The organism is Clostridium sp. AF34-10BH, assembly GCF_003478095.1.
In the GTDB taxonomy this organism is placed as follows: Bacteria; Bacillota; Clostridia; order Lachnospirales; family Lachnospiraceae; genus Acetatifactor; species Acetatifactor acetigignens.
This window is the reverse complement of the sequence record NZ_QUEC01000021.1, coordinates 25634-47169: the sequence shown is the minus strand read 5'-3', so window position 1 is coordinate 47169 and position 21536 is coordinate 25634. Positions and strand designations below refer to the sequence as shown.

Genomic DNA, 21536 nt, shown 5'->3' with positions numbered 1-21536 from the left:
CATGGATTGGAATATTTTATATTTTGTTAATTGACATCGCCCCTTCCAAAAAGTTATGATAAATAAGTATATAAAAATGTGAGGGAAAGGAAGGTATTTGGATGAAGAAAAACGAAGAGTATATGTTGGAACATGCCGGATTGTGCAGAGCGGCAGATAGATTGGAACCCCAGATGTTCGACGAATACGGCGTACAGAGGGGACTGCGTGATAAGAACGGTAACGGCGTAGTCGCAGGTCTTACCAATATTTCACGGATCGAATCCTTCAAAATGGAAGACGGCAAAAAAGTTCCCTGTGAAGGTAAGCTGTGGTATCGCGGCTATGACTGCATCGAGCTGGTCAACGGCTTCCGGGGTGATCATTTCGGATTCGAGGAAGTGGCTTATTTACTTCTGTTCGGTAAGCTGCCGAACCGTGAGGAACTGAAACATTTTAACGATATTCTTGCGTCCAGCAGAACTCTGCCGACCAACTTCACCAGAGACGTCATTATGAAAGCCCCCAGCAGTGATATTATGAATTCACTGACCAGGAGCGTTCTGACACTGGCTTCCTATGATAAAAACTGCAGCGACACTTCCATTGAAAATGTATTAAGACAGTGCCTGGGGCTGATTGCTGTGTTCCCCATGCTGGCAGTCTACGGCTACCATGCATATAATCACTATTCCAACGATGAGAGTATGTACATACACCGTCCCCAGAAGAAACTTTCCACCGCAGAGAATCTGCTGATGATGCTTCGCCCGGACAAACAATACACCGAACTGGAGGCGAGGGTACTGGACACCGCACTGGTGCTGCATATGGAGCATGGCGGTGGTAACAACTCCACCTTTACCACCAGAGTCGTGACTTCTTCCGGATCCGATACTTATTCTGTCATTGCGGCAGCACTTTCCTCCCTGAAGGGACCCAAACATGGTGGTGCCAATATCAAAGTCGTAGAGATGATGCGGGATATCGAAGCACATGTGTCCGACTGGACAGATGAGGATGCGGTAAGGGCATATCTGAACAAGATTCTGAGCAAAGAAGCCTTCGACGGCAAGGGACTGATCTATGGTATGGGGCATGCAGTCTACTCCCTGTCTGACCCCAGAGCCCAGGTATTCAAAAGCTTCGTGGAAAAACTGGCGGTAGCCAAGGGCAGAGACAAGGATTTCGCCCTGTATTCCATGATCGAGCGGATCGCACCGGAGGTCATTTCCCAGAAATCCCGGATCTACAAGGGTGTCAGCGCCAACGTTGATTTCTACAGCGGTTTCGTATACAGCATGTTGGAGATTCCTCTGGAACTGTATACCCCGATCTTCGCCATTGCCAGAATCGTAGGATGGAGTGCACATCGTATCGAAGAGCTGATCAATATGGATAAGATCATTCGTCCCGCTTACAAGAGCGTAATGCAGGAACTGGAATATGTTCCTTTGGATCAGAGATAAATTATCAAATAATAAAGGACTGCGTATTTTGCGCAGTCCTTTGCTGAATTACTATGGAGAACAGATCGGGGAACCTACGAATAGATCTTGCAGATAATGGATACGATTTCTTCAGCGGATTCTTTGGAATCTTCCAGAATCCAGGTGACATAAATATTGTAGAGGGAACCGGAGAAGGCTCGGAGCGTGTAATAAAAATCCTGCCCCTTGTCTTCGGTATAATAGGTATCCAGAATGTAGCCGTCCAGTGCCTGTAACAGCAGGTGCCCCAGACCGGTCTGCACCAGACAGGCAATGAATTCTTTGTAATGATTGAAATATTCATAACAATGCAGCATATTGCGGGAGTCATTGTAATTGCCCTTGTCCGGCCATGTCGCAACATCCTGACGGTAGGATTCTACCAGATCCTTCAGATAACTGCTGAAGATTTCATCCAGAGAATGGTAATTGCGATAATAGGTCATGCGGGAGACACCGGCACGCTCGGTCAGCTCGGTAATTGTAATATTGGACAGGGATTTGGTCTTCAGCAGCTGGATCAGAGCCTGTACCATACAATCTCTGGAAAAAAAGTTGGAATTCTTTGTGGACATGACGGATCACCTTCTTTATGATTTCTACCTAATAATGTAACGATTCAGACCTACATTCGCAAAATCGCCTCTATGAGGCTTCCTTGGAGAACAGGCCGGCCTGTTCTCTGCTCATTGTGGTTACTTCGCCATATAAATCATATCAAATGTTCTTACGAATGCAAGCATTCGACGTACATGTTGACATGATTTGCATGGCTCTGAATAGTTACCATATAATTATATGATGTCGGGGTCAAAAGCCCCCGACTTTGATGCCTACGGATTGTTCCGTGCTACGCACTCCTACAATCCTACCCAATATTCGCATATCGTGGGATTATCATCCCACTTTTATGCTCATATCGGGGCGGGGCCTAAGGTCTTTCACCCACCTATGAGCAAGCTCATGTGGGCTTAGACCTTTTGACCCTGGCATCATTATATAGAACGTAACACAATCCGGCGAAATACGCAAGGAAAGTTCCTCGCAGAAAGGAGCGGCATATGGCAGGAACGGTAATAGAATATTTGCAAAAATACGGAGACATTTCTTTTCGGGAAAAACCTCTGAATGATGTGGACAGTCTGGCATTGTGCCAGCTCTCTTATCTGAAATTCGACGGGATGGTCAGCGATGTGCGGCACAATGGCCCTTCCGTGACCCTGCGGGAGATTGCAGAGCGTTCAGACGTGGACAAACTGTTCGGGGATGTCCGTTTTGAGAAGGAGAACCGGGCGCTGTTCGAAGGAATGTTAAGCGGCAGACGTTTCCGGGATATGAAGCTGAACTGCTATATCAATCTGGTGGAAAAGGAATGGGAGACCCAGTTCTCCGCCATCACTTTTATTCTGGATGACGGAACCCTGTTTCTGGCATTCCGGGGAACGGATGAGACTATCGTAGGCTGGAAGGAAGATTTCAACATGGCATTTCTGTCACCGGTGCCGGGGCAGGAGTACAGTGTAAAATATGTAAATATGGTCACCGGATGGCTGCACCAGCCCTTTTATATCGGAGGGCATTCCAAGGGCGGCAATCTGGCAGTCTACAGTGCCATGAAATGCGCCCCTTTTGTGCAGAAACGGATTCAGAAGATCTACAGTCTGGATGGGCCTGGATTCCGGCCGGAAGTGCTGAAGGAGTGTCACTATAATGCCATCGAAGGCAAGGTGGTGAAGCTGTTGCCACATTCTTCCATGATCGGTATGATTTTCGAGCGGGATATTCATTACCGCGTGGTGGAGAGCAACAGCCATGGGCTTTTGCAGCACGATCCTTTTTCCTGGCTGGTGGAGGAGGACCATTTCGTGGATGTGGATGACATTTATGAGAGCCAGAAGATCATGAATGAAGCACTGAACGAATGGATACTGTCCTTAAATGAAGAACAGGTCCGCACCTTCGTGGAAACACTCTATCAGGTCATCTCCGCATCCCAGGCGGATGATCTGATCACGTTTACCGCTGACTGGAAAAAGAGTATGAATGCGGTGGTTACTGCACTGAAGGAAGTGGACGACCAGACCGCGGAGATGCTGCGTGGAATCATCCGCTCCCTGTTCGAAATCGCCAAAGTCAAGGTCAGAGAGGAGCTGGCCCCGGCGAAAAAGCCCGGGCGCAGATTCAGAAATAAGAAGAAAGAAGAGAAAGCAGAGGCTCACCGGCCTGTTCCGGAAGACGCTCCGGATGCCACTGCAGCCCAAGGATCGGCAGCTCGTCATGCTCCAAAGCTTCGGGGCAGCCGTCATCGGGGCAGCGCTGAATGATCTTCAGATGCTGACCTAAGCGGTCGATCCTCTGATGGTGGGCGCTGTTGACGTGCATTTCGACAGGAAAATACTTGAAAAGACGGGAATCTTCCGTCATAATGGACGTATGGAATGCATCACCGGAAGGGATACTGTGCAGGGAATCTCCCGACATATCCTGCAAAATAGTGCCACCGAAGGCAACATTGATGACCTGCATGCCCTTGCAGATCCCGATCACGGGGATCCTGGCGGCAATGGCTGTGTCAAGGGCCTGAAATTGCAGGATGTCCAGTTCGGTGTCAACAGTACGGGAACCTTTGTTTTTTTCTCCGAAGAAAGCCGGAGTGATATCTCCGCCGCCCGGCAGAATCAGGGCATCACAGGAGGTGACTTCCCCGGGGACCAGTGTGGTTACGGTTCTGGCGGGAAGTTTCGAAAAAAACGTCTCATAATTGCCCGTCTGGGATTTGCGTCCCAAAATGACTAATTTTGTCATATGATTTTCTGATACCTCATTTTTTATAGTTAATATATGCCATAACTTTTCATTTTTGCATGGAACAAATTAGCAAAAATGTATCTTACGTTTTTCAATAAATAGGAGTAAAATAGCAACGACCGTGAGGGAGTGAAAGCTCTTTCAAGGATGTTCACGGAAAGGAAGTGGTATTATGGAGGAATTGGCATCAGAACTGCTCAAGGAACTGAATTGTGACACGGCTTTTTCTATTAAGCTTCCGGCAGGTCTACCCCTGATCGGTGGAGTACAACTGGACATTGCGGAATCGGTCGTTATCACCTGGGTGGTCATGGCAGTCATTCTGATCTTGTCGATTATCCTTACAAGCAACCTCAAAGTACACAATGTCAGCAGACGACAGCTGGTGGCAGAGACGATCGTGACAAAGCTGGAAGGCATTGTTACGGGAATGATCGGAGAAGAAGGCAAACGGTATGTACCGTATCTGGTTAGCGTACTGTTGTATCTGGGCATATCCAATATCATTGGATTGTTCGGTATGAAGCCCCCTACCAAGGATCTGAACGTAACGGCGGCACTGGCCCTGATGAGTATCGTTCTGGTGGAAGCCGCAGGTATCCGCAAAAAAGGTATGGGCGGATGGATCAAGAGCTTTACCGAACCCATCGCGATCGTAACACCTATCAATATCCTGGAGGTGTTCATCAAGCCCCTGTCCCTGTGTATGCGATTGTTTGGTAACGTTTTGGGAGCATTCGTTATCATGGAGCTGTTGAAGCTTCTGGTTCCGGTAGCATTGCCGGTACCCTTCAGCTTTTACTTTGATATTTTTGATGGATTGATTCAGGCATATGTATTTGTATTCCTGACATCCATGTATATTAAGGAAGCCATTGAGTAACTGGATAACTATTCAGAGCTATTTTGCGAATGCGATTATGAATAGTTATGAAACACTAATTCACACAAAAACGGAGGAAAAGAATTATGATAGCTATTGGAGCAGGTATTGCAGCACTGGCATGTATCGGAGCAGGTATCGGTATCGGTATCGCAACAAGTAAAGCAGCAGAGGCAGTCGCAAGACAGCCGGAAGCAGAGAGCAAGATCACCAAGATCTTACTGTTAGGTGGTGCGCTGGCAGAGGCAACCGCTATTTACGGATTCGTTATCGGTATCCTGATCATTCTGTTCATGGCATAACTATCCGAAGCCGGAAACGTCACAGACAAGCGTCAAATGCCTGCATTTGTAAGCTGTTTTGTGACGATTTACGACGACTAAAACTCCATGAGCAAAAAGAAAGCTCTGAAAGAGCGTTTTGCGAATGGAAGTTTCGGATAGTTATAAGGAAATTAGAAAGCGAAACGTAAGAAAGGATGAAAGCACATGCTGAGATTAGATATTAATATTGTATGGACCATCCTGAATCTGTTGATCATCTTTGCCATTGTGAAGATCTTCCTGATCAAGCCCATCCACAAGATCCTGGATGCAAGACAGGCAGAGATCGATAAGCAATATGCAGATGCAAAAGCTGCACAGGACAGTGCCAATGAACTGAAAGGCCAGTACGAGGCATCCTTAAGCGGTGTTCAGGCAGAAAAAGAAAGCATTCTGAACGAGGCAAGAGGCAAGGCCAGCAACGAATATGACCGCATCGTGGCAGATGCCCAGACAGAAGCGAAAAAGATCATGGACAATGCCAGTAAGAATGCCACACTGGAAGAGCAGAAGCGCATCGAGCAGGCACAGGAACAGATCGCCGGCCTGGTAGTGGAAGCTACTGCAAAACTGGTAGCTGCCAAGCAGAACGCAGATTCAGACAGAGAACTTTACAACCAATTTATAGCAAAGACAGGTGAAAAGATTGATTAGTACAGCTTTAGAATACGCAAAAAGATTGCGTGAACTGAATATCCCCGGAGACATTGTAGGTCAGACAGGCGATATCTTCAAAGCCGTACCGCAGGTGAAGCTGGATTTCGAATCCCCTGCTGTGTCACTGTCTGCCAAGCACAATGTAATAGAAAAAGTATTCCCCTTACAGATCAGAGATTTTCTGAAAGTCCTGTGTGACAACGGAGACGTCTATCTGTGGGATGATATCTGCACCGCATACAGAGAAGCCTCTCCCGAGAAAAAGGAAGAGTTCGTTGTAACCCTGTCCTATGTGACAGCGCCCACCGATGAGCAGCTGCAGAATATCCGTAATTTTATCCAGAAGAAATACAACAGAGAGGATATGGTCTTTGAGACCAAAGAAGATCCTTCTCTTGGCGGCGGTTTCATCATCCGTGCCGGTAACGAGGTCTATGACTGGAGTACCAATGGACGTATGAAGCAGTTCGCAGACAAGCTTTCCCAGGTAGGAAAGACCGCCAGTGAGCAGGGCATCATTTCCATTCTGAAAGGTGAGATCGAGGATTTCAACTTACAGGCACAGGAAAATGAGATCGGTTCTGTCAGCTGGGTAGGTGACGGTATCGCCAACGTCAATGGTATCGACCATGCAGAGTACGGCGAGATCGTTATCTTTGATTCCGGTGTCAAAGGTATGGTACAGGATGTCCGCAGAGATGAGATCGGATGTATCCTGTTCGGTCATGATACCGAGATCCGCGAAGGCACCAGGGTCGTTCGTACCGGTAAGAGAGCCGGTATTCCTGTAGGTGACGGATTCAAAGGCAGAATCGTGGATGCTCTGGGAGCACCCATTGACGGTGCAGGTCCTATTAAGGAAGAAGGCTATCGTCCCATCGAGCAGCCGGCACCTTCCATCGTGGACAGACAGTCCGTAGGCGTGCCTATGGAGACTGGTATTCTGGCTATCGATTCCATGTTCCCCATCGGTCGTGGACAGCGTGAGCTGATCATCGGTGACCGTCAGACCGGTAAGACTTCCATTGCCATCGATGCAATTTTGAACCAGAAGGGCAAGGATGTGGTATGTATCTATGTGGCTATCGGCCAGAAGGCATCCACCATTGCAAAACTGGTAGGAACCCTGAAAAAGAACGATGCCATGGATTACACCATTATCGTATCTGCAACCGCCAGCGATCCTGCACCTCTGCAGTACATCGCACCTTATTCCGGTACCGCACTGGCTGAGTACTTTATGTATCAGGGCAAGGATGTCCTCATCGTATACGATGATCTGTCCAAGCATGCGGTAGCTTATCGTGCACTGTCCCTGTTGCTGGAACGTTCTCCCGGACGTGAGGCATATCCCGGAGATGTATTCTATCTGCATTCCAGACTGCTGGAGCGTTCCGCAAGACTGAGTGCCGATAAGGGCGGCGGCTCCATCACCGCACTGCCGATCATTGAGACCCAGGCAGGCGATGTATCCGCATACATTCCGACCAACGTTATCTCCATTACCGATGGTCAGATCTTCCTGGAGAGTGATCTGTTTTTCTCCGGCATGAGACCTGCAGTCAATGTCGGTCTGTCCGTATCCCGTGTCGGCGGTGCTGCACAGACCAAGGCAATGAAGAAAGCAGCCGGAAGTATCCGTATCGACCTGGCACAGTTCCGCGAGATGGAAGTGTTCACCCAGTTCGCATCTGATCTGGATAACGCCACAAAGGAACAGTTACAGCACGGACATGTACTGATGGAACTGTTGAAGCAACCTCTGTGCAGGCCTTTGAGCATGGCAGAGCAGGTTATGACCCTGTGTGCAGCCAACGGCAGAGTGATGCTGGATGTGCCTGTAAATCAGGTAAAGGATTTCCAGATGAAGTACTTAGACTACATGAAGGAACAGCACAGCGACATCGTTCGTCAGTTAGAGACCACCAAGGCTCTGGATGACGAGCTGAACAAGCAGATCTGTGATGCTGCAACAGAATTTAAAAAGGAATTTTTACAGAAATAATGTAACTATTCAGAAACCCATTCGCAAAACCGCTCTTTCAGGGCTTTACTTTTGCTTATGTGGTTACTTCGCCCATTGGCTCTGAATAGTTACAAATAACAGGAGGTTAACATGGCAAATACGAGAGAAATACAAAGTCGTATGAAAAGCATTCAGGATACCATGAAGATCACCAATGCCATGTATATGATCTCTTCCACAAAGCTTCGGAAAGCCAAGAAGAATCTGGAAGAGACAGAGCCTTACTTCTATACTCTGCAGACGATGGTCAGCAGAATCGTCCGTCACTTACCGGAGATCGATAATAAATATTTCGATGAACGTAAGGACAAACCGGCTGAGGAGAAGACCACGGGACTGGTAGTAGTCACCGCGGATAAAGGCCTGGCCGGAGCCTATAACCATAATGTACTGAAAATGGCAGAAGAACAGATGCAGAAAGCCGGGAAGACCGGAAAGTACAAACTGTTCGTTGTCGGTGAACTGGGACGTCAGTATTTCGGACACCGCGGAATCGAGGTGGCGGAGCAGTTCCATTACACCGCGCAGAATCCGACGCTGCATCGTGCCCGTATCATTACGGAGACGATTCTGGAGCAGTTCGAAGAAGAACAGCTGGATGAGGTATATATTATTTATACCAATATGGTAAACAGCGTGACAACGGAACCACATATGATGCGTCTGTTACCTATCATAAAAGAACGTTTTATTACCAAAGACGGACAGGATCTGAGTATGTATCAGGAACCGTTAGTCATGACACCGTCTCCCAAGGCAGTGCTAAACAACATTGTCCCGGATTTCGTCATGGGATATGTCTACGGTGCACTGGTAGAATCGTTCTGCAGTGAGCAGAATGCCAGGATGATGGCCATGGAGGCAGCAAATAAGAATGCTTCCGCCATGATCCATGATCTGTCCATTCAGTACAACCGGGTACGTCAGGCCATGATCACACAGGAGATCACTGAGGTCATTGCTGGTGCCAAGGCTCAGAAAAAGAAGAAAAAGGCAAGAAAGGAGGTCCTGAACAATTGAGTAACGTAAAGGAAAAAAATCATGGTAAGATCGTCCAGGTCATGGGACCTGTTGTAGACGTAGAGTTCGAGAACAATGATCTTCCTTTTATCAAGGATGCCCTGGAAGTATACAGTGAAGGCAAGCGTCTGGTCATGGAAGTGGCACAGCATATTGGCAACAATACCGTTCGCTGCATCATGCTGGGTGCCAGTGAAGGACTTTGCAAGGATATGGATGTCATTGCTACCGGAAAAGGAATTCAGGTGCCGGTAGGTAATAAGACACTGGGTAGATTGTTCAACGTATTGGGAGAGACCATCGACGGTGGAGAATCCCTGGAAGGAGAGGAACATTGGGTTATCCACAGAGATCCACCTTCCTTCGAAGAGCAGAGTCCTGTAGTAGAGATGCTGGAGACCGGTATCAAGGTTATCGATCTGCTGGCTCCCTATGCAAAAGGTGGTAAGATTGGTCTGTTCGGCGGTGCCGGTGTAGGTAAGACCGTGCTGATTCAGGAGCTGATTCGTAATATTGCTACCGAGCACGGTGGATATTCTATTTTCACTGGTGTCGGAGAGCGTTCCCGTGAGGGTAACGATCTGTGGAGTGAGATGAAGGAGTCTGGAGTTCTGGAGAAGACTGCGCTAGTCTTCGGTCAGATGAACGAGCCCCCCGGAGCACGTATGCGTGTAGCCGAGACCGGACTGACCATGGCAGAGTACTTCCGTGATGAAGAGCACCAGAACGTGCTGTTGTTCATTGATAACATTTTCCGTTTTGTACAGGCAGGTAGTGAGGTATCCGCATTGTTAGGCCGTATGCCTTCCGCAGTAGGATATCAGCCCACTCTGGCTACCGAAGTCGGTGAATTGCAGGAGCGTATTGCTTCTACGAATAAGGGTAGTGTTACTTCCGTACAGGCTGTCTATGTGCCTGCGGATGACCTGACAGACCCTGCACCCGCAACTACATTCGCCCATCTGGATGCCACCACCGTTCTGTCCCGTAAGATCGTGGAGCAGGGTATTTACCCAGCTGTGGATCCTTTGGAATCCACCTCCCGTATTTTGGAAGAGGATGTGGTAGGTAAGGAGCATTACGAGACCGCCCGCCAGGTACAGGCAATGCTGCAGAAGTACAAGGAACTGCAGGACATCATCGCCATCCTGGGTATGGAAGAGCTGTCCGATGAGGATAAGGTCACCGTATATCGTGCCCGTAAGATTCAGCGTTTCCTGTCCCAGCCCTTCCATGTGGCAGAGAACTTCACCGGTGTACCCGGTAAGTATGTGCCTGTGAAGGAGACCATCCGCGGATTCCGTGCGATCATCGACGGAGAGATGGATGAGTATCCCGAGGCTGCATTCTTCAATGTAGGAACCATTGACGAGGCAGTGGAGAAGGCCAAGAAGCTCATGGCACAGTAAGGAAAGGCGGTGTGCGTATGAACACCTTCAGCTTGAAGGTCATTGCCAGTGATAAAGTATTTTTCGACGGAAAATGCGGCATCATTATCGTACCGGCTCTGGACGGCGAGCAGGCCATCATGTCCCATCATGAGGATATGGTCATTGCCACGAAGGAAGGCGAGGTACGGTTTAAGGAAAAAGAGGATGACGACTGGACCAAGGCCGTAGTCGGTGTGGGCTGTGTCTACATTTCTCATAACCGTGTGATCATGCTGGTGGATACGGCGGAGCGCCCGGAGGATATCGACAGAGTCCGTGCGGAAGCCGCTCTGGAGCGAGCCAAAGAGCAGCTGCGTCAGAAGCAGAGCATTCAGGAGTACCATGTATCCCAGGCATCCATGGCGAGAGCTATGCTGCGCCTGAAGGAAGCCGGAAAATACGAGATCAACTAGAAATCAAGTAAAATATTTGTAAAAAGTAACAAAATTAAGCCTGTAATGTTAGCAAATGTGTGCAATTCGGAAATTGTTATTTTTCTGTCATTGCGATAAAATCTCTTAAGTATAAGAGGAGAGTTAAGCAATGGATTATTTACAGAAAAAATCAATACGAAGTGTCGCAGCTGCCATTACAGGCTTTTTGCGTCATTCCGTTCGAAAAATAGGAATTACCAGGGAGAAGCTTCCTTCCTGTATCGCGCTGGCAGTATGTCCGCTGGTGACATTTTATCTGTTTGAAATGTATACCCATAATCCTTTTACGACAATGCATTTCAAAACCCAGCTGTTGAACATGGCGTTCTATGTACTGACCGCACTTCTGTTATTCGGAATCGTGAAATATGTCCGGGCGGCTCTGATGTTGCAGACGGCCTTTTTCATGGTGGTGGGACTGGCGAATTATTATGTGCTGAATTTCCGTTCCGCACCCATCATGCCCTGGGATATTTATTCCATCAGTACAGCAGCCAGTGTGGCGGGCAATTTCAACTATGAATTGTCCACCAGTACGATACTGGTCATTGTGGGATTCCTGATTTTGTTGTTGATCGAGAGCCGTTTTCACATGAAGGCACCGGGAAGAGTGGCAAAGAGAGCGGCACTGATCCTGTTAAGCATTGTCATGATCTATGGTTATACCGGCATGATACAGAGCGAGAGCTTTGTGCAGAGCTTTGGATTATACGACAAGCTGTTTACCCCTACCGTCATGAATAAGAGAGATGGCAATATCGTGGCATTTCTGATGGAAATGGAATATATGGATGTGGAGAAACCCGCAGATTATTCTGCAGATGGCACCGGCAGCAATTATGAGCAGGCCGGGAAAGATTCCGCAGGGCTTGCAGCAGCTGTGGAAGAACCGGAGAGCGTGAAGCGTCCGAATATCATTGTGATCATGGATGAGGCATTTTCGGATCTGGCAGTCCGGGGAGAGTTTACCACCAACGAAGACTATATGCCCTTTATTCACAGCTTACAACAGGGGGCAGAGAATACCAGAACCGGTTACCTGAATGTTTCCGTGCTGGGCGGGAATACTGCCAATACGGAGTTTGAATTCCTTACCGGCAACACTATAGGATTTTTACCGCAGGGCAGCGTGGCTTACCAGCAGTATGTGCAGAAGGAGATGCCTTCTCTGGCTTCCTACCTGAAGGAACTGGATTATCATACTGTGGCGATCCATCCTTATTATGCCAGCGGCTGGGACAGAGACAGAGTCTATCCGCTGCTTGGATTTGATGAGTTCCTGTCACAGGACGATTTCAGGAATCCGAAACGGATCCGTAACTATATCTCCGATGAGAGCAGCTTTGCCAAGATCATTGAACTGTATGAGAACAAGGAAGCGGGAGAGCCTCTGTTTGTATTCAATGTGACCATGCAGAATCACAGCGGTTATGAGGAGGAATTCCACAATTTTACCCCGGATATCACGGTGGACGGTATTGATTCCAAGGTACTGTCCATGTATCTGTCCCTGGTAAAACAGACGGATTCCGCCCTGCAGGGACTGATTGATTATTTCTCTCAGGTCGATGAGGATACCATGATCGTATTCTTCGGGGATCATCAGCCTACGACCTATGTGAGCAATCCGATCTTAAGAAATAATAAAGTGGATCCGGAGACTTTAACAGATGAGGAAAATCTGTTAAAATATAAAGTACCTTATGTGATCTGGAGCAACTTTGACATTGAGGAGCAGACGGACGGAGAGACCAGTGCCAATTATCTGGCCATGGATGTGTTGGAGAACTGTGATCTGCCGCTGCCTGCCTTGCAGAGCAGTCTGACCGGGGTGCGGGAAAAATATCCGGTGATCAGCGCGGCCGGTGTGAGAGAAGCGGACGGCACACTCACGACGGTGAAGGAATGTGGGGAAGCATTGAACGATTACCGGAGTCTGGAGTATTATCTGCTGTTTGATTACGGAAGGTAAGAAAAGAGATCGTGGGAGAAAAATAATATGAACGGCAATAAAACGACAGCAACAAGTAGTGAGGAGCGCAGGATGCAGAGAGGGATCTCTGTGCTTGCGTTCTTTGTGCCTGCATTTATTATGCTGGTTCTTTTTATCATACGGGGCATATATCCTTTTGGTGACCGGAGTTTTCTGTTCTCCGACATGTACCATCAGTATATGCCTTTTTTAAGTGAATTTGTACACAAGATCAAAGCGGGAGAGGGACTGTTCTATTCCTACAATGTAGGGATCGGATCGAATTTCCTGGCACTGTATGTCTATTATCTGGCAAGTCCTTTTAACTGGCTGGTATTTTTGCTGCCGGAAGGCCTGATCATGGAATTCATGAGTTATCTGGTGATCCTGCGGATCGGCCTTATGGGGCTTACCTTCAGCATCTATCTGCGGAAAGTGTTCGGCAAGGAGGATCCGGCGGCTCTTTTGTTTTCCACTGCGTATGCTCTGTCCGGCTATCTGGCGGCCTACAACTGGAATGTGATGTGGCTGGACTGCCTGATCCTGCTACCCTTGATCCTGTTAGGAGCAGAGCGGCTGGTCAGAGAAGGCAAATGGGTCATGTATACCGTGACTCTGGGACTCTGTATTCTGACCAATTATTACATCTCCATTATGATCTGTATCTTTCTGGTGCTGTATTTTGGAATGTTTTTGATCACGGAATACTATACCATGACGGAAGGGCAGAGCAGGAAAGCACGGATCGTATTCGGCAGGATCGGAAGATTTGCATTTGCCTCCCTGCTGGCCGGAGGGCTGGCTGCAGTACTGCTGATTCCGGAGGTCTGTGCTATTCTACGGACGGATTTTGGCAATTCGGATTTCCCCGGTACGCTGGAGTCCTATTTTTCCGTGTTTGATATGCTGGCGAGACATTGCCTGTGCGTGACCACGGAGAGGGGACTGGAACACTGGCCGAACATTTACTGTGGTGTGGCAGTATTTTTACTGGTGCCCATGTATGCACTGAATGAAAAAATATCAGTGAGAAAACGGTTCTGCAATCTGGCACTGGCGGGATTTTTGCTGCTCAGCTTCGGAACCAATGTCCTGGACTTTTTATGGCACGGTCTGAATTATCCGGATTCCCTGCCGGCGAGACAGTCTTTTCTATATATTTTTCTGATCCTTGTCATGTGCTATGATGCTTTCCGAAATGTCGAGGGCACTTCTCCCAGGCAGATTATCTATGGGTATCTGGCGGCGGTGATATTTTTACTTGCCTGTGAGAAATTCGTGGAGAGCGAGGATTTCGACACGGGTATTGAAGTGCTGACGCTGGTGTTCGTTACGATCTATGGTGTGCTTCTGTATTTGTACCGGACGAGAAAAGACGAACTGACGAGGCAGGTGCTGGGGATTCTGGTGCTGGCGTGCGTAGTGGCGGAGCTGAGCATCAATACATTTAATACGAGTCTGGGCACTACCGGACGAAGCGCTTATCTGGGAGACCAGGAGGATTATAAGGCGTTGTACGCCCTAGCGCAGGAACAGGAGGGGGATGACTTCTTCCGTATCGAGAAGTTTACCCGCAAGACGAAAAATGACGGTACTCTTACGGGATACCCTACGGCTTCCGTATTTTCCTCCACCATGAATTCCATCGTTATGGACCTGTATAAAATGCTGGGTATGCGTCACAGTAAGGTTTATTACGGATTTGACGGAGCGACAGCTTTCGTGTCGGCACTCCTGAATGTGGATTATATGTTCGGCGGATCGGATAAATACGAAAACGGTCTGTATGAGATCGTGAATAACAGCGGAGATGTTTATTTATATCATTGTAAATATACGCTGCCTTTTGGCTATGTGGCACCGATGGGTTGGAATGTTACGGACGAGATCGGCACCGGTGTGAGAGTGCAGAATCAGCTGACCGAGGATCTGGGAATCGCAGAGCCCTTACTGGACCGGGCGACCAGTGAGACTAGCGGAGATAATGTATGTATTACGGCGGACCGGGCAGGCTACTATTACGCGAGGATCAATGCCACAGGGACGAAAAAGGTTCAGGTGCTTGGGGGAACGCTGGAGACGCAGGATTACAGTGATCTGAAGGACGGAGCTATCCTGTATCTGGGCTATCTGCAAAAAGGCGAGAGAGTTACCTTGACCAATGGGGATGACACGGACGATACCCCGAAGGTATCGGCGGAAGCTTATGTAATGAATGAAGAAGTGCTGGCACAGGCAGTGGAGATATTGTCAAAAGAACATCTTGAAAATGTAGCGATGGACAGCACCCATATTTCCGGAACCTTAAGTCTGAAAGAAGCCGGCAGACTGATCCTGTCCGTGCCTTATGAGGAGGGCTGGACGGTGCAGATCGACGGAGAAAATGCAGAGACTGAGCAGTTTGGCAATGCGCTCATGGCATTTGATCTGGAAGCGGGAGAACATACGATACAGATGCACTATGTACCGGAAGGACGGAATATCGGTATTTTAGTGAGTGCGGGAAGTGTACTGATCCTGTTGGGATGCGTGTTGTGTCAGAGGTGTGACAGGAAAAGGAAAGACTGTGCGGAGAATGAGCCTTTGCAAAAGGCAGCAGACGAAACGATGGAAGACGGGAATGCGGAAAAAACGCACACAGAGGAAGGTTCTGTGAAGGAAGAGGCAGGAAGGATGTAAGAAGGAGCGAATTATGACGAAGAAGAGTATTTGTGATACCTTGCGGCGTACCTGCCTGATCCTGGCGGGATCCTTTATCATGGCAGTCAATTTGAAAAGCTTTGTCCGGGCCGGGGGATTGATCCCCGGTGGATTCAACGGCCTGACCCGACTGATCCAGGAGATCAGCGTGCTGTTGTGGCACTGGGAGCCTCCCTTTTCGGTGATCAACTTTATCTTAAATGCGGTTCCGGTGGTCATCAGCTTCAAATTCATCGGAAAAAAGTTCACCGGTTATTCCTGTCTGATGATCGTGGTGAGCGGTATTTTGACGGATATGGTGCCCGCCTGGCCGGTAACGGAGGATATTCTGCTGATTGCTATCTTCGGTGGACTGATCAATGCACTGGCCATCAGCCTGTGTCTGTTCGCCAATGCCACCAGCGGCGGTACGGATTTTATCGCGATCTTCCTGTCGGAAAAGTATGGCATTGATTCCTGGAATTATATTTTTGCGGGAAATGTGGTGATCCTTGGAATTGCCGGAGCACTGTTTGGCTGGGACAAGGCGCTGTATTCCATTATTTTTCAGTATACCTCCACACAGGTACTTCATGTGCTGTACAAGCGCTACCAGAAGCAGACACTGATCATCGTGACGAAACGGCCGGAGGATGTCTACGAAGCTATTGCGGAGATCACCCATCACGATGCCACCCTGATCAAGGGTGAGGGCTGTTATTCCAAACAGGAATGTGACGTGCTGTATTCCGTGGTGGGACGAGACGAGGTGAACAAAGTTGTGAATACGGTGCGGGAGACGGACCCGCAGGCCTTTGTCAACATGATCCGTACGGAGAATCTGGCGGGCCGGTTCTACCAGAGACCGAATGATTAAGAAATGTAAAAAGAAGAGCCTGAGCGTCAGCAGTTTAGCTGACACTCAGGCTTGCGTACTTTTTCGGGGAAACACCCACGGCTTTGGTGAAGGCTTTGAAGAAATTGCTGTAGTCCGTGAAACCGCTGCGTTCGAAGGCTTCCATGACATTGCCGTTTTCGTTCAGAACCGCCTTGGCGATACTGATGCGGCGGGCGGTGATGTATTTATTAATGGTGGTGCCTGTGGCGGATTTGAAAATCCGGCAGATATAGGATTCGCTTAAGTAGAACTGTCCGGCCAGATGTTCCACTGTAATAGGCTGGGAGATGTTCTGGTTGATGTAAGCCAGAATATCGTCCACCTGATGGTTGTAGCGGTAGCTACTGTCCTTGTATTCGGCGGGATCTGTTACGGTTTCCCCGGCCGCCGTCTGCTCTGCACTGCGGATGAACAGCGTGTTGAGCATGACCATCAGCTCCATGAAAGCGGCATATTCCGTGATGTCATGGGCAAAGCCCTCCGCGGAAGTGATTTTGTTGATATAATAGAGGAAACGTTTCTGCTGTTCCTTGTTGAGCGAAAGCTTATGGGAAAAGGGGGCACTGCGGTGAGTGAAGCAAAAGCTCAGATCCGTCTCTTTGGTGGAGATCAGCTTCATGAAATCCGGCGCCACCGACAGAACGATACGTTCGTGGACGGAGTTGTCGATCTGGGTCAGCTTGTGACTTTCGTACTGGTTGATGATAAAGAGATCGCCTGGGGCGATGGTGTAGAAGCAGTTGTCGATCAGAAACTGTTTGCCGCCGCAGATGGAATAGTAGATCTCGTAGCAGTCATGGATGTGCATGTCCATGGCTTTTTCTTCTTTATATAAGTGGGCAATGGCAAAAGTCCCGGAGGTTTTACAGTTTTCTATGGCTGTTTTACAGGAGGTAAGTTCTTCCATTTCTTTCATCCTTTTCGCTTTTTCTTTTATTAAACACCAAAAGTTCAAAATTTGCAATGTTTAGATTAAAATATGAAAAGACTTTGAGAATCTTTTCTAGTATACTTAACTCATACAAAAGAGAAAAGCAGTTACAGCCTTCCAAAATTTTTATAAAAAATAGTAAAAATGTGTTGGAAATGGTTACAATGATATGTTATAATGTAAGTGCTTTCATAAAAAGGTAACATTCAATAGCGGCACGCAGGCCGCCCGTTGAGGAAAGAGAGGCGTAAGGTGGAACTTAGAACAGCAGTATCACCAAGAGATGTGAAGCATTACACCACAGAGCGTCTGAGAGAAGAGTTTCTGATCCAGAATCTGTTCGTACCCGGCGAGATCAAGCTGGTGTACAGCCACATCGACAGAATCATTACAGGAGCAGCAGTTCCTGTAAGCCCTATCACTCTGACCGCCGGAGATGAACTCCGTGCAGAGTATTTCTGTCAGAGAAGAGAACTGGGTGTGATCAATATCGGCGGAGCAGGTATGATTACCGTTGATGGCAAAGTGTACAAGGTAGGTTACAAGGAAGCTATGTACATAGGAATGGGCTCCAAGGAGATCATTTTCGCAAGTGAAGATGAGAAACAGCCCGCTAAATTTTATCTGAATTCCGCTCCCGCACATAAGACTTATCCGACCGTGCTGATCAAGCCGGAAGGTACTCCCGAAGAGGGCGTGGTCATTGTAAAGGATGAGAATAAAGTAGAACTGGGTACTCTGGAGGATGCCAACCACAGAGTAATCTGCAAGTATATCCTTCCCGGACAGGTAGAGAGCTGTCAGCTGGAGATGGGTATGACGAAGTTAGAGCCCGGCAGTGTATGGAACACCATGCCTTGTCATACACATGACAGACGTATGGAAGTATATCTGTATTTCGATATGCCTGAGGATGCCTTTGTTATGCACTATATGGGTGAGCCCGATGAGACCCGCCACATCGTAATGCGTAACGAAGAAGCAGTGATCTCCCCCAGCTGGTCCATCCATTCCGGATGCGGTTCCAGAGCATATACCTTTATCTGGGGTATGGTCGGAGAGAATCAGGACTTCGATGATATGGACGGCGTTGACAACAGAGATCTGAAATAAGATCCTTTGGAACATGTAACTAAAATAACAGTTTTTATAAAGAAAAGGAGAAAAAACAATGTCTGAATTCACTAATTTCTCACTGGAAGGTAAGGTTGCACTGGTTACCGGCGCATCTTACGGTATTGGTTTCGCTATCGCTTCCGCATACGCTGAGTGCGGTGCTACCATCTGCTTCAACGATATCAAGCAGGAGCTGGTAGACAAGGGAATGGCAGCATACGCTGAGAAAGGTATCAAGGCTCACGGCTATGTATGCGACGTTACCAATGAAGAGGCAGTTAACGCTATGGTAGCTCAGATCGAAAAGGAAGTAGGCACCATCGATATCCTGGTGAACAACGCAGGTATCATCAAGAGAATCCCCATGACCGAGATGACCGCAGATCAGTTTCGTCAGGTAATCGACGTAGACCTGAACGCACCTTTCATCGTATCTAAGGCAGTTATCCCCGGCATGATCAAGAAGAATCATGGTAAGATCATCAACATCTGTTCCATGATGTCCGAGCTGGGTCGTGAGACTGTATCTGCATATGCAGCAGCTAAGGGCGGCTTAAAGATGCTGACCAAGAACATCTGCTCCGAGTACGGCCAGTACAACATTCAGTGTAACGGCCTTGGACCCGGTTACATCGAGACTCCTCAGACAGCTCCTCTTCGTGAGATCCAGCCCGATGGCAGCAGACATCCTTTCGACCAGTTCATCTGCGCTAAGACCCCTGCTAACAGATGGTTGAAGCCCGAAGAGCTGACCGGTCCCGCTGTATTCCTTGCTTCTGAGGCATCCAATGCAGTCAACGGACACATCCTCTATGTAGATGGCGGTATCCTTGCTTACATCGGCAAACAGCCCCAGTAGAGCTTGTGCAAAAGGAAAACAAGCGGCCGCATAGCGGACATTTGTTTTCCTTGCACAGCTCACGAGTAAATATCCGGTGAGTTTACGAGCCGGATGCAGAGTGCGAAGCACGAATTTGCGAGTGAGTAGCTATGGAGCTTGTGCATTTACGCAGGATATCAAAAACAGAATAAACAATTCACATCAGGTCAGTCGCAGAAGAATTTCGGCGGCTGACTGTTGTGGCGTTTGGAAAAGGAGTATCTCATGAAGATAGCTTTGATCAATGAAAACAGTCAGGCTGCCAAGAATGAAATGATCTGTGCTACTCTTAAAAAAGTAGTAGAGCCCATGGGTCATGAAGTATTCAACTACGGTATGTGCGGCGCAGAGGATCCCAATTCCCTGACCTACGTACAGAACGGTATTCTGGCAGCAGTTCTTTTGAACTCCGGGGCAGCGGATTTCGTTATCACCGGATGCGGAACCGGCGAAGGTGCCATGCTTGCATGCAATTCCTTCCCCAAGGTTCTGTGTGGACACATTGAGTCCCCTCTGGATGCTTACCTGTTCTCTCAGGTAAACGACGGTAACTGTGTGGCACTTCCTTTTGCTGAGAACTTCGGCTGGGGCGGTGAACTGAATTTACAGTATACTTTTGAAAAGCTGTTCTGTGCTCCCGGCGGCGGTGGATATCCCCCTGAGAGAGTGGTTCCCGAGCAGCGCAACAAGAAGATCCTGGATCAGGTAAAAGAAGTAACTCATACCGATATGGTTACCATCCTGAAGAATCTGGATCGTGAACTGGTAAAGGGTGCTTTATCCGGTGCCAGGTTTAAGGAGTATTTCTTTGCAAACTGCAAGTGCGACAAGATCGCTGAGGCAGTGAAGGAAGTACTGGCATAAAAGTATTGGTTTCATTTTGCAGAAATATTTTCGACAGGATCTCCTGCGAAGATTTTTCACATAACTATTAGTCTATAAGACAGAAAGGTGTTATTTATGAACGCAGTATTAGAGCAAATCAGCAAAATCGGTATCGTACCGGTTGTAAAAATTGACAACGCAGCAGATGCACTTCCTCTGGCAAAGGCACTTTGCGCAGGAGGACTTCCCTGTGCAGAGGTTACTTTCCGTACCAGCGCAGCAGCAGAAGCTATCAAGATCATGACCGACAACTTCCCTAGCATGTGTGTTGGGGCAGGTACCGTTCTGAACGCAGAGCAGGTTGACGCAGCAGTAGCAGCAGGCGCCAAGTTCATCGTAAGCCCCGGCTTAAATCCCAGAACCGTTAAGTATTGTGTAGAGAAGAACATTCCTATCACTCCCGGTACTTCCAGCCCCAGCGACATCGAGCAGGCTATCGAGCTTGGCCTGGATGTAGTTAAGTTCTTCCCCGCTGAGCAGTCTGGCGGTCTGGCTAAGATCAAGGCTATGGCAGCCCCTTATGTAAATATGAAGTTCATGCCTACCGGCGGTGTAAACGCTAAGAACCTGACTTCTTACCTTGACTTCCCCAAGATCATCGCATGCGGTGGTTCCTGGATGGTTCCCGGCGACCTGATCAACGCTGGTGAGTGGGACAAGATCGAGCAGCTGACCAGAGAAGCAGTACAGACCATGCTGGGCTTCGAGCTAGCTCATGTTGGTGTCAATGCAGAGAACGAGGAAGAGGCTGTTAAGGCTGCGAACCGTTTCGCATTCATCTTCGGTATGCCCGCTAAGGTTGGCAACAGCTCCGTATTCGCAGGCTCTGCTCTGGAAGTTATGAAGACTCCTTACCTGGGCAAGAACGGCCACATCGCTGTTAAGACCAACTACATCGAGAGAGCTGTCAACTACCTGAGCACTGTTCTGGGTGTTGAGTTCAACGAAGAGTCCGCTAAGAGAGATGCCAAGGGCAACCTGAAGGCTATCTACCTGAAGGAAGAGATCGGCGGATTCGCAGTTCATCTGGTACAGAAATAAATCATAAGCAAATTTTAAACCGTACGGTTGCAGCAACTGCATATTTCAGTTGCAGACGAGCTTCCGCTGTAATATAGCGATTAC

At 48.3% G+C, this 21536-nt stretch carries 18 protein-coding genes and 1 pseudogene; 16 read left to right on the top strand and 3 right to left on the bottom strand.

Annotated features, from left to right (window positions below; all coding sequences use genetic code 11):
* Window positions 1-101 precede the first annotated feature (101 nt).
* The gene (locus DWZ61_RS13520) at window positions 102-1448 is read left to right on the top strand and encodes a citrate/2-methylcitrate synthase (protein ID WP_118539108.1); all 1347 of its coding nucleotides are present in this window, start codon (window positions 102-104) and stop codon (window positions 1446-1448) included.
* 74 nt (window positions 1449-1522) lie between these two features.
* On the opposite strand, the gene DWZ61_RS13515 is transcribed toward DWZ61_RS13520, so the two are convergent.
* Window positions 1523-2044 (bottom strand): TetR/AcrR family transcriptional regulator, encoded by a 522-nt coding sequence (locus DWZ61_RS13515; protein ID WP_118539106.1) that lies wholly within the window; start codon window positions 2042-2044, stop codon window positions 1523-1525.
* 486 nt (window positions 2045-2530) lie between these two features.
* Between DWZ61_RS13515 and DWZ61_RS20250 the strand changes: the two are divergent.
* Window positions 2531-3436: pseudogene (locus tag DWZ61_RS20250) on the top strand (DUF2974 domain-containing protein); the annotation flags it as partial.
* A 214-nt stretch (window positions 3437-3650) separates the two neighbouring features.
* Here DWZ61_RS20250 and DWZ61_RS20245 read toward each other — a convergent pair.
* On the bottom strand, window positions 3651-4274 hold the full coding sequence (locus DWZ61_RS20245) for a gamma-glutamyl-gamma-aminobutyrate hydrolase family protein (RefSeq protein ID WP_117465815.1): 624 nt from the start codon (window positions 4272-4274) through the stop codon (window positions 3651-3653).
* Between the two features lie 175 nt (window positions 4275-4449).
* Between DWZ61_RS20245 and DWZ61_RS13500 the strand changes: the two genes are divergently transcribed.
* From DWZ61_RS13500 to DWZ61_RS13455, 10 genes are all read left to right on the top strand, one after another.
* Window positions 4450-5160, top strand: a complete 711-nt coding sequence (locus DWZ61_RS13500) for a F0F1 ATP synthase subunit A (protein WP_118539102.1) — start codon at window positions 4450-4452, stop codon at window positions 5158-5160.
* An 86-nt stretch (window positions 5161-5246) separates the two neighbouring features.
* The gene (atpE, locus tag DWZ61_RS13495; RefSeq protein WP_022154739.1) at window positions 5247-5462 is read left to right on the top strand and encodes an ATP synthase F0 subunit C; all 216 of its coding nucleotides are present in this window, start codon (window positions 5247-5249) and stop codon (window positions 5460-5462) included.
* A 186-nt stretch (window positions 5463-5648) separates the two neighbouring features.
* Entirely contained in the window at window positions 5649-6137 is a 489-nt protein-coding gene (locus tag DWZ61_RS13490; protein WP_022312934.1) for an ATP synthase F0 subunit B, read from the top strand.
* Window positions 6121-8145: a F0F1 ATP synthase subunit alpha gene (gene atpA, locus DWZ61_RS13485; RefSeq protein ID WP_347475447.1), complete on the top strand. Its 2025-nt coding sequence runs from the start codon at window positions 6121-6123 to the stop codon at window positions 8143-8145. The genes DWZ61_RS13490 and atpA overlap by 17 nt, the downstream gene beginning before the upstream one ends.
* Before the next feature lie 111 nt (window positions 8146-8256).
* Window positions 8257-9186 carry an ATP synthase F1 subunit gamma gene (gene atpG / locus DWZ61_RS13480; protein WP_118539100.1) on the top strand — a complete coding sequence of 310 codons (930 nt, stop codon included), beginning with the start codon at window positions 8257-8259 and terminating at the stop codon, window positions 9184-9186.
* Window positions 9183-10595: a F0F1 ATP synthase subunit beta gene (gene atpD, locus DWZ61_RS13475; protein WP_022312043.1), complete on the top strand. Its 1413-nt coding sequence runs from the start codon at window positions 9183-9185 to the stop codon at window positions 10593-10595. Before atpG ends, atpD begins: the two co-directional genes overlap by 4 nt.
* Before the next feature lie 17 nt (window positions 10596-10612).
* The gene (gene atpC, locus DWZ61_RS13470; RefSeq protein ID WP_117465818.1) at window positions 10613-11029 is read left to right on the top strand and encodes an ATP synthase F1 subunit epsilon; all 417 of its coding nucleotides are present in this window, start codon (window positions 10613-10615) and stop codon (window positions 11027-11029) included.
* 130 nt (window positions 11030-11159) lie between these two features.
* Window positions 11160-13022 (top strand): LTA synthase family protein, encoded by a 1863-nt coding sequence (locus DWZ61_RS13465; protein WP_118539098.1) that lies wholly within the window; start codon window positions 11160-11162, stop codon window positions 13020-13022.
* A 27-nt stretch (window positions 13023-13049) separates the two neighbouring features.
* Window positions 13050-15701 (top strand): YfhO family protein, encoded by a 2652-nt coding sequence (locus DWZ61_RS13460; RefSeq protein ID WP_118539096.1) that lies wholly within the window; start codon window positions 13050-13052, stop codon window positions 15699-15701.
* Between the two features lie 13 nt (window positions 15702-15714).
* A complete protein-coding gene (locus DWZ61_RS13455; RefSeq protein ID WP_117465821.1) occupies window positions 15715-16578 on the top strand; it encodes a YitT family protein in 864 nt (287 codons plus the stop codon).
* 34 nt (window positions 16579-16612) lie between these two features.
* Here the strand turns inward: DWZ61_RS13455 and DWZ61_RS13450 are convergent, their stop codons facing one another.
* The gene (locus tag DWZ61_RS13450) at window positions 16613-17506 is read right to left on the bottom strand and encodes an AraC family transcriptional regulator (RefSeq protein ID WP_118504661.1); all 894 of its coding nucleotides are present in this window, start codon (window positions 17504-17506) and stop codon (window positions 16613-16615) included.
* A 276-nt stretch (window positions 17507-17782) separates the two neighbouring features.
* On the opposite strand from DWZ61_RS13450, the gene kduI reads away from it, so the two are divergent.
* From kduI to DWZ61_RS13430, 4 genes are all read left to right on the top strand, one after another.
* Complete coding sequence (gene kduI, locus DWZ61_RS13445) at window positions 17783-18643, top strand: 5-dehydro-4-deoxy-D-glucuronate isomerase (protein ID WP_117465822.1); 861 nt, start codon at window positions 17783-17785, stop codon at window positions 18641-18643.
* A 58-nt stretch (window positions 18644-18701) separates the two neighbouring features.
* The gene (locus DWZ61_RS13440) at window positions 18702-19505 is read left to right on the top strand and encodes a gluconate 5-dehydrogenase (RefSeq protein ID WP_118504603.1); all 804 of its coding nucleotides are present in this window, start codon (window positions 18702-18704) and stop codon (window positions 19503-19505) included.
* A gap of 246 nt (window positions 19506-19751) precedes the next feature.
* Window positions 19752-20390 (top strand): RpiB/LacA/LacB family sugar-phosphate isomerase, encoded by a 639-nt coding sequence (locus tag DWZ61_RS13435; protein WP_118504601.1) that lies wholly within the window; start codon window positions 19752-19754, stop codon window positions 20388-20390.
* Window positions 20391-20486: 96 nt separating this feature from the next.
* Window positions 20487-21452, top strand: coding sequence for a bifunctional 4-hydroxy-2-oxoglutarate aldolase/2-dehydro-3-deoxy-phosphogluconate aldolase (locus tag DWZ61_RS13430; RefSeq protein WP_022154726.1), 966 nt, complete (start codon window positions 20487-20489; stop codon window positions 21450-21452).
* Window positions 21453-21536 lie beyond the last annotated feature (84 nt).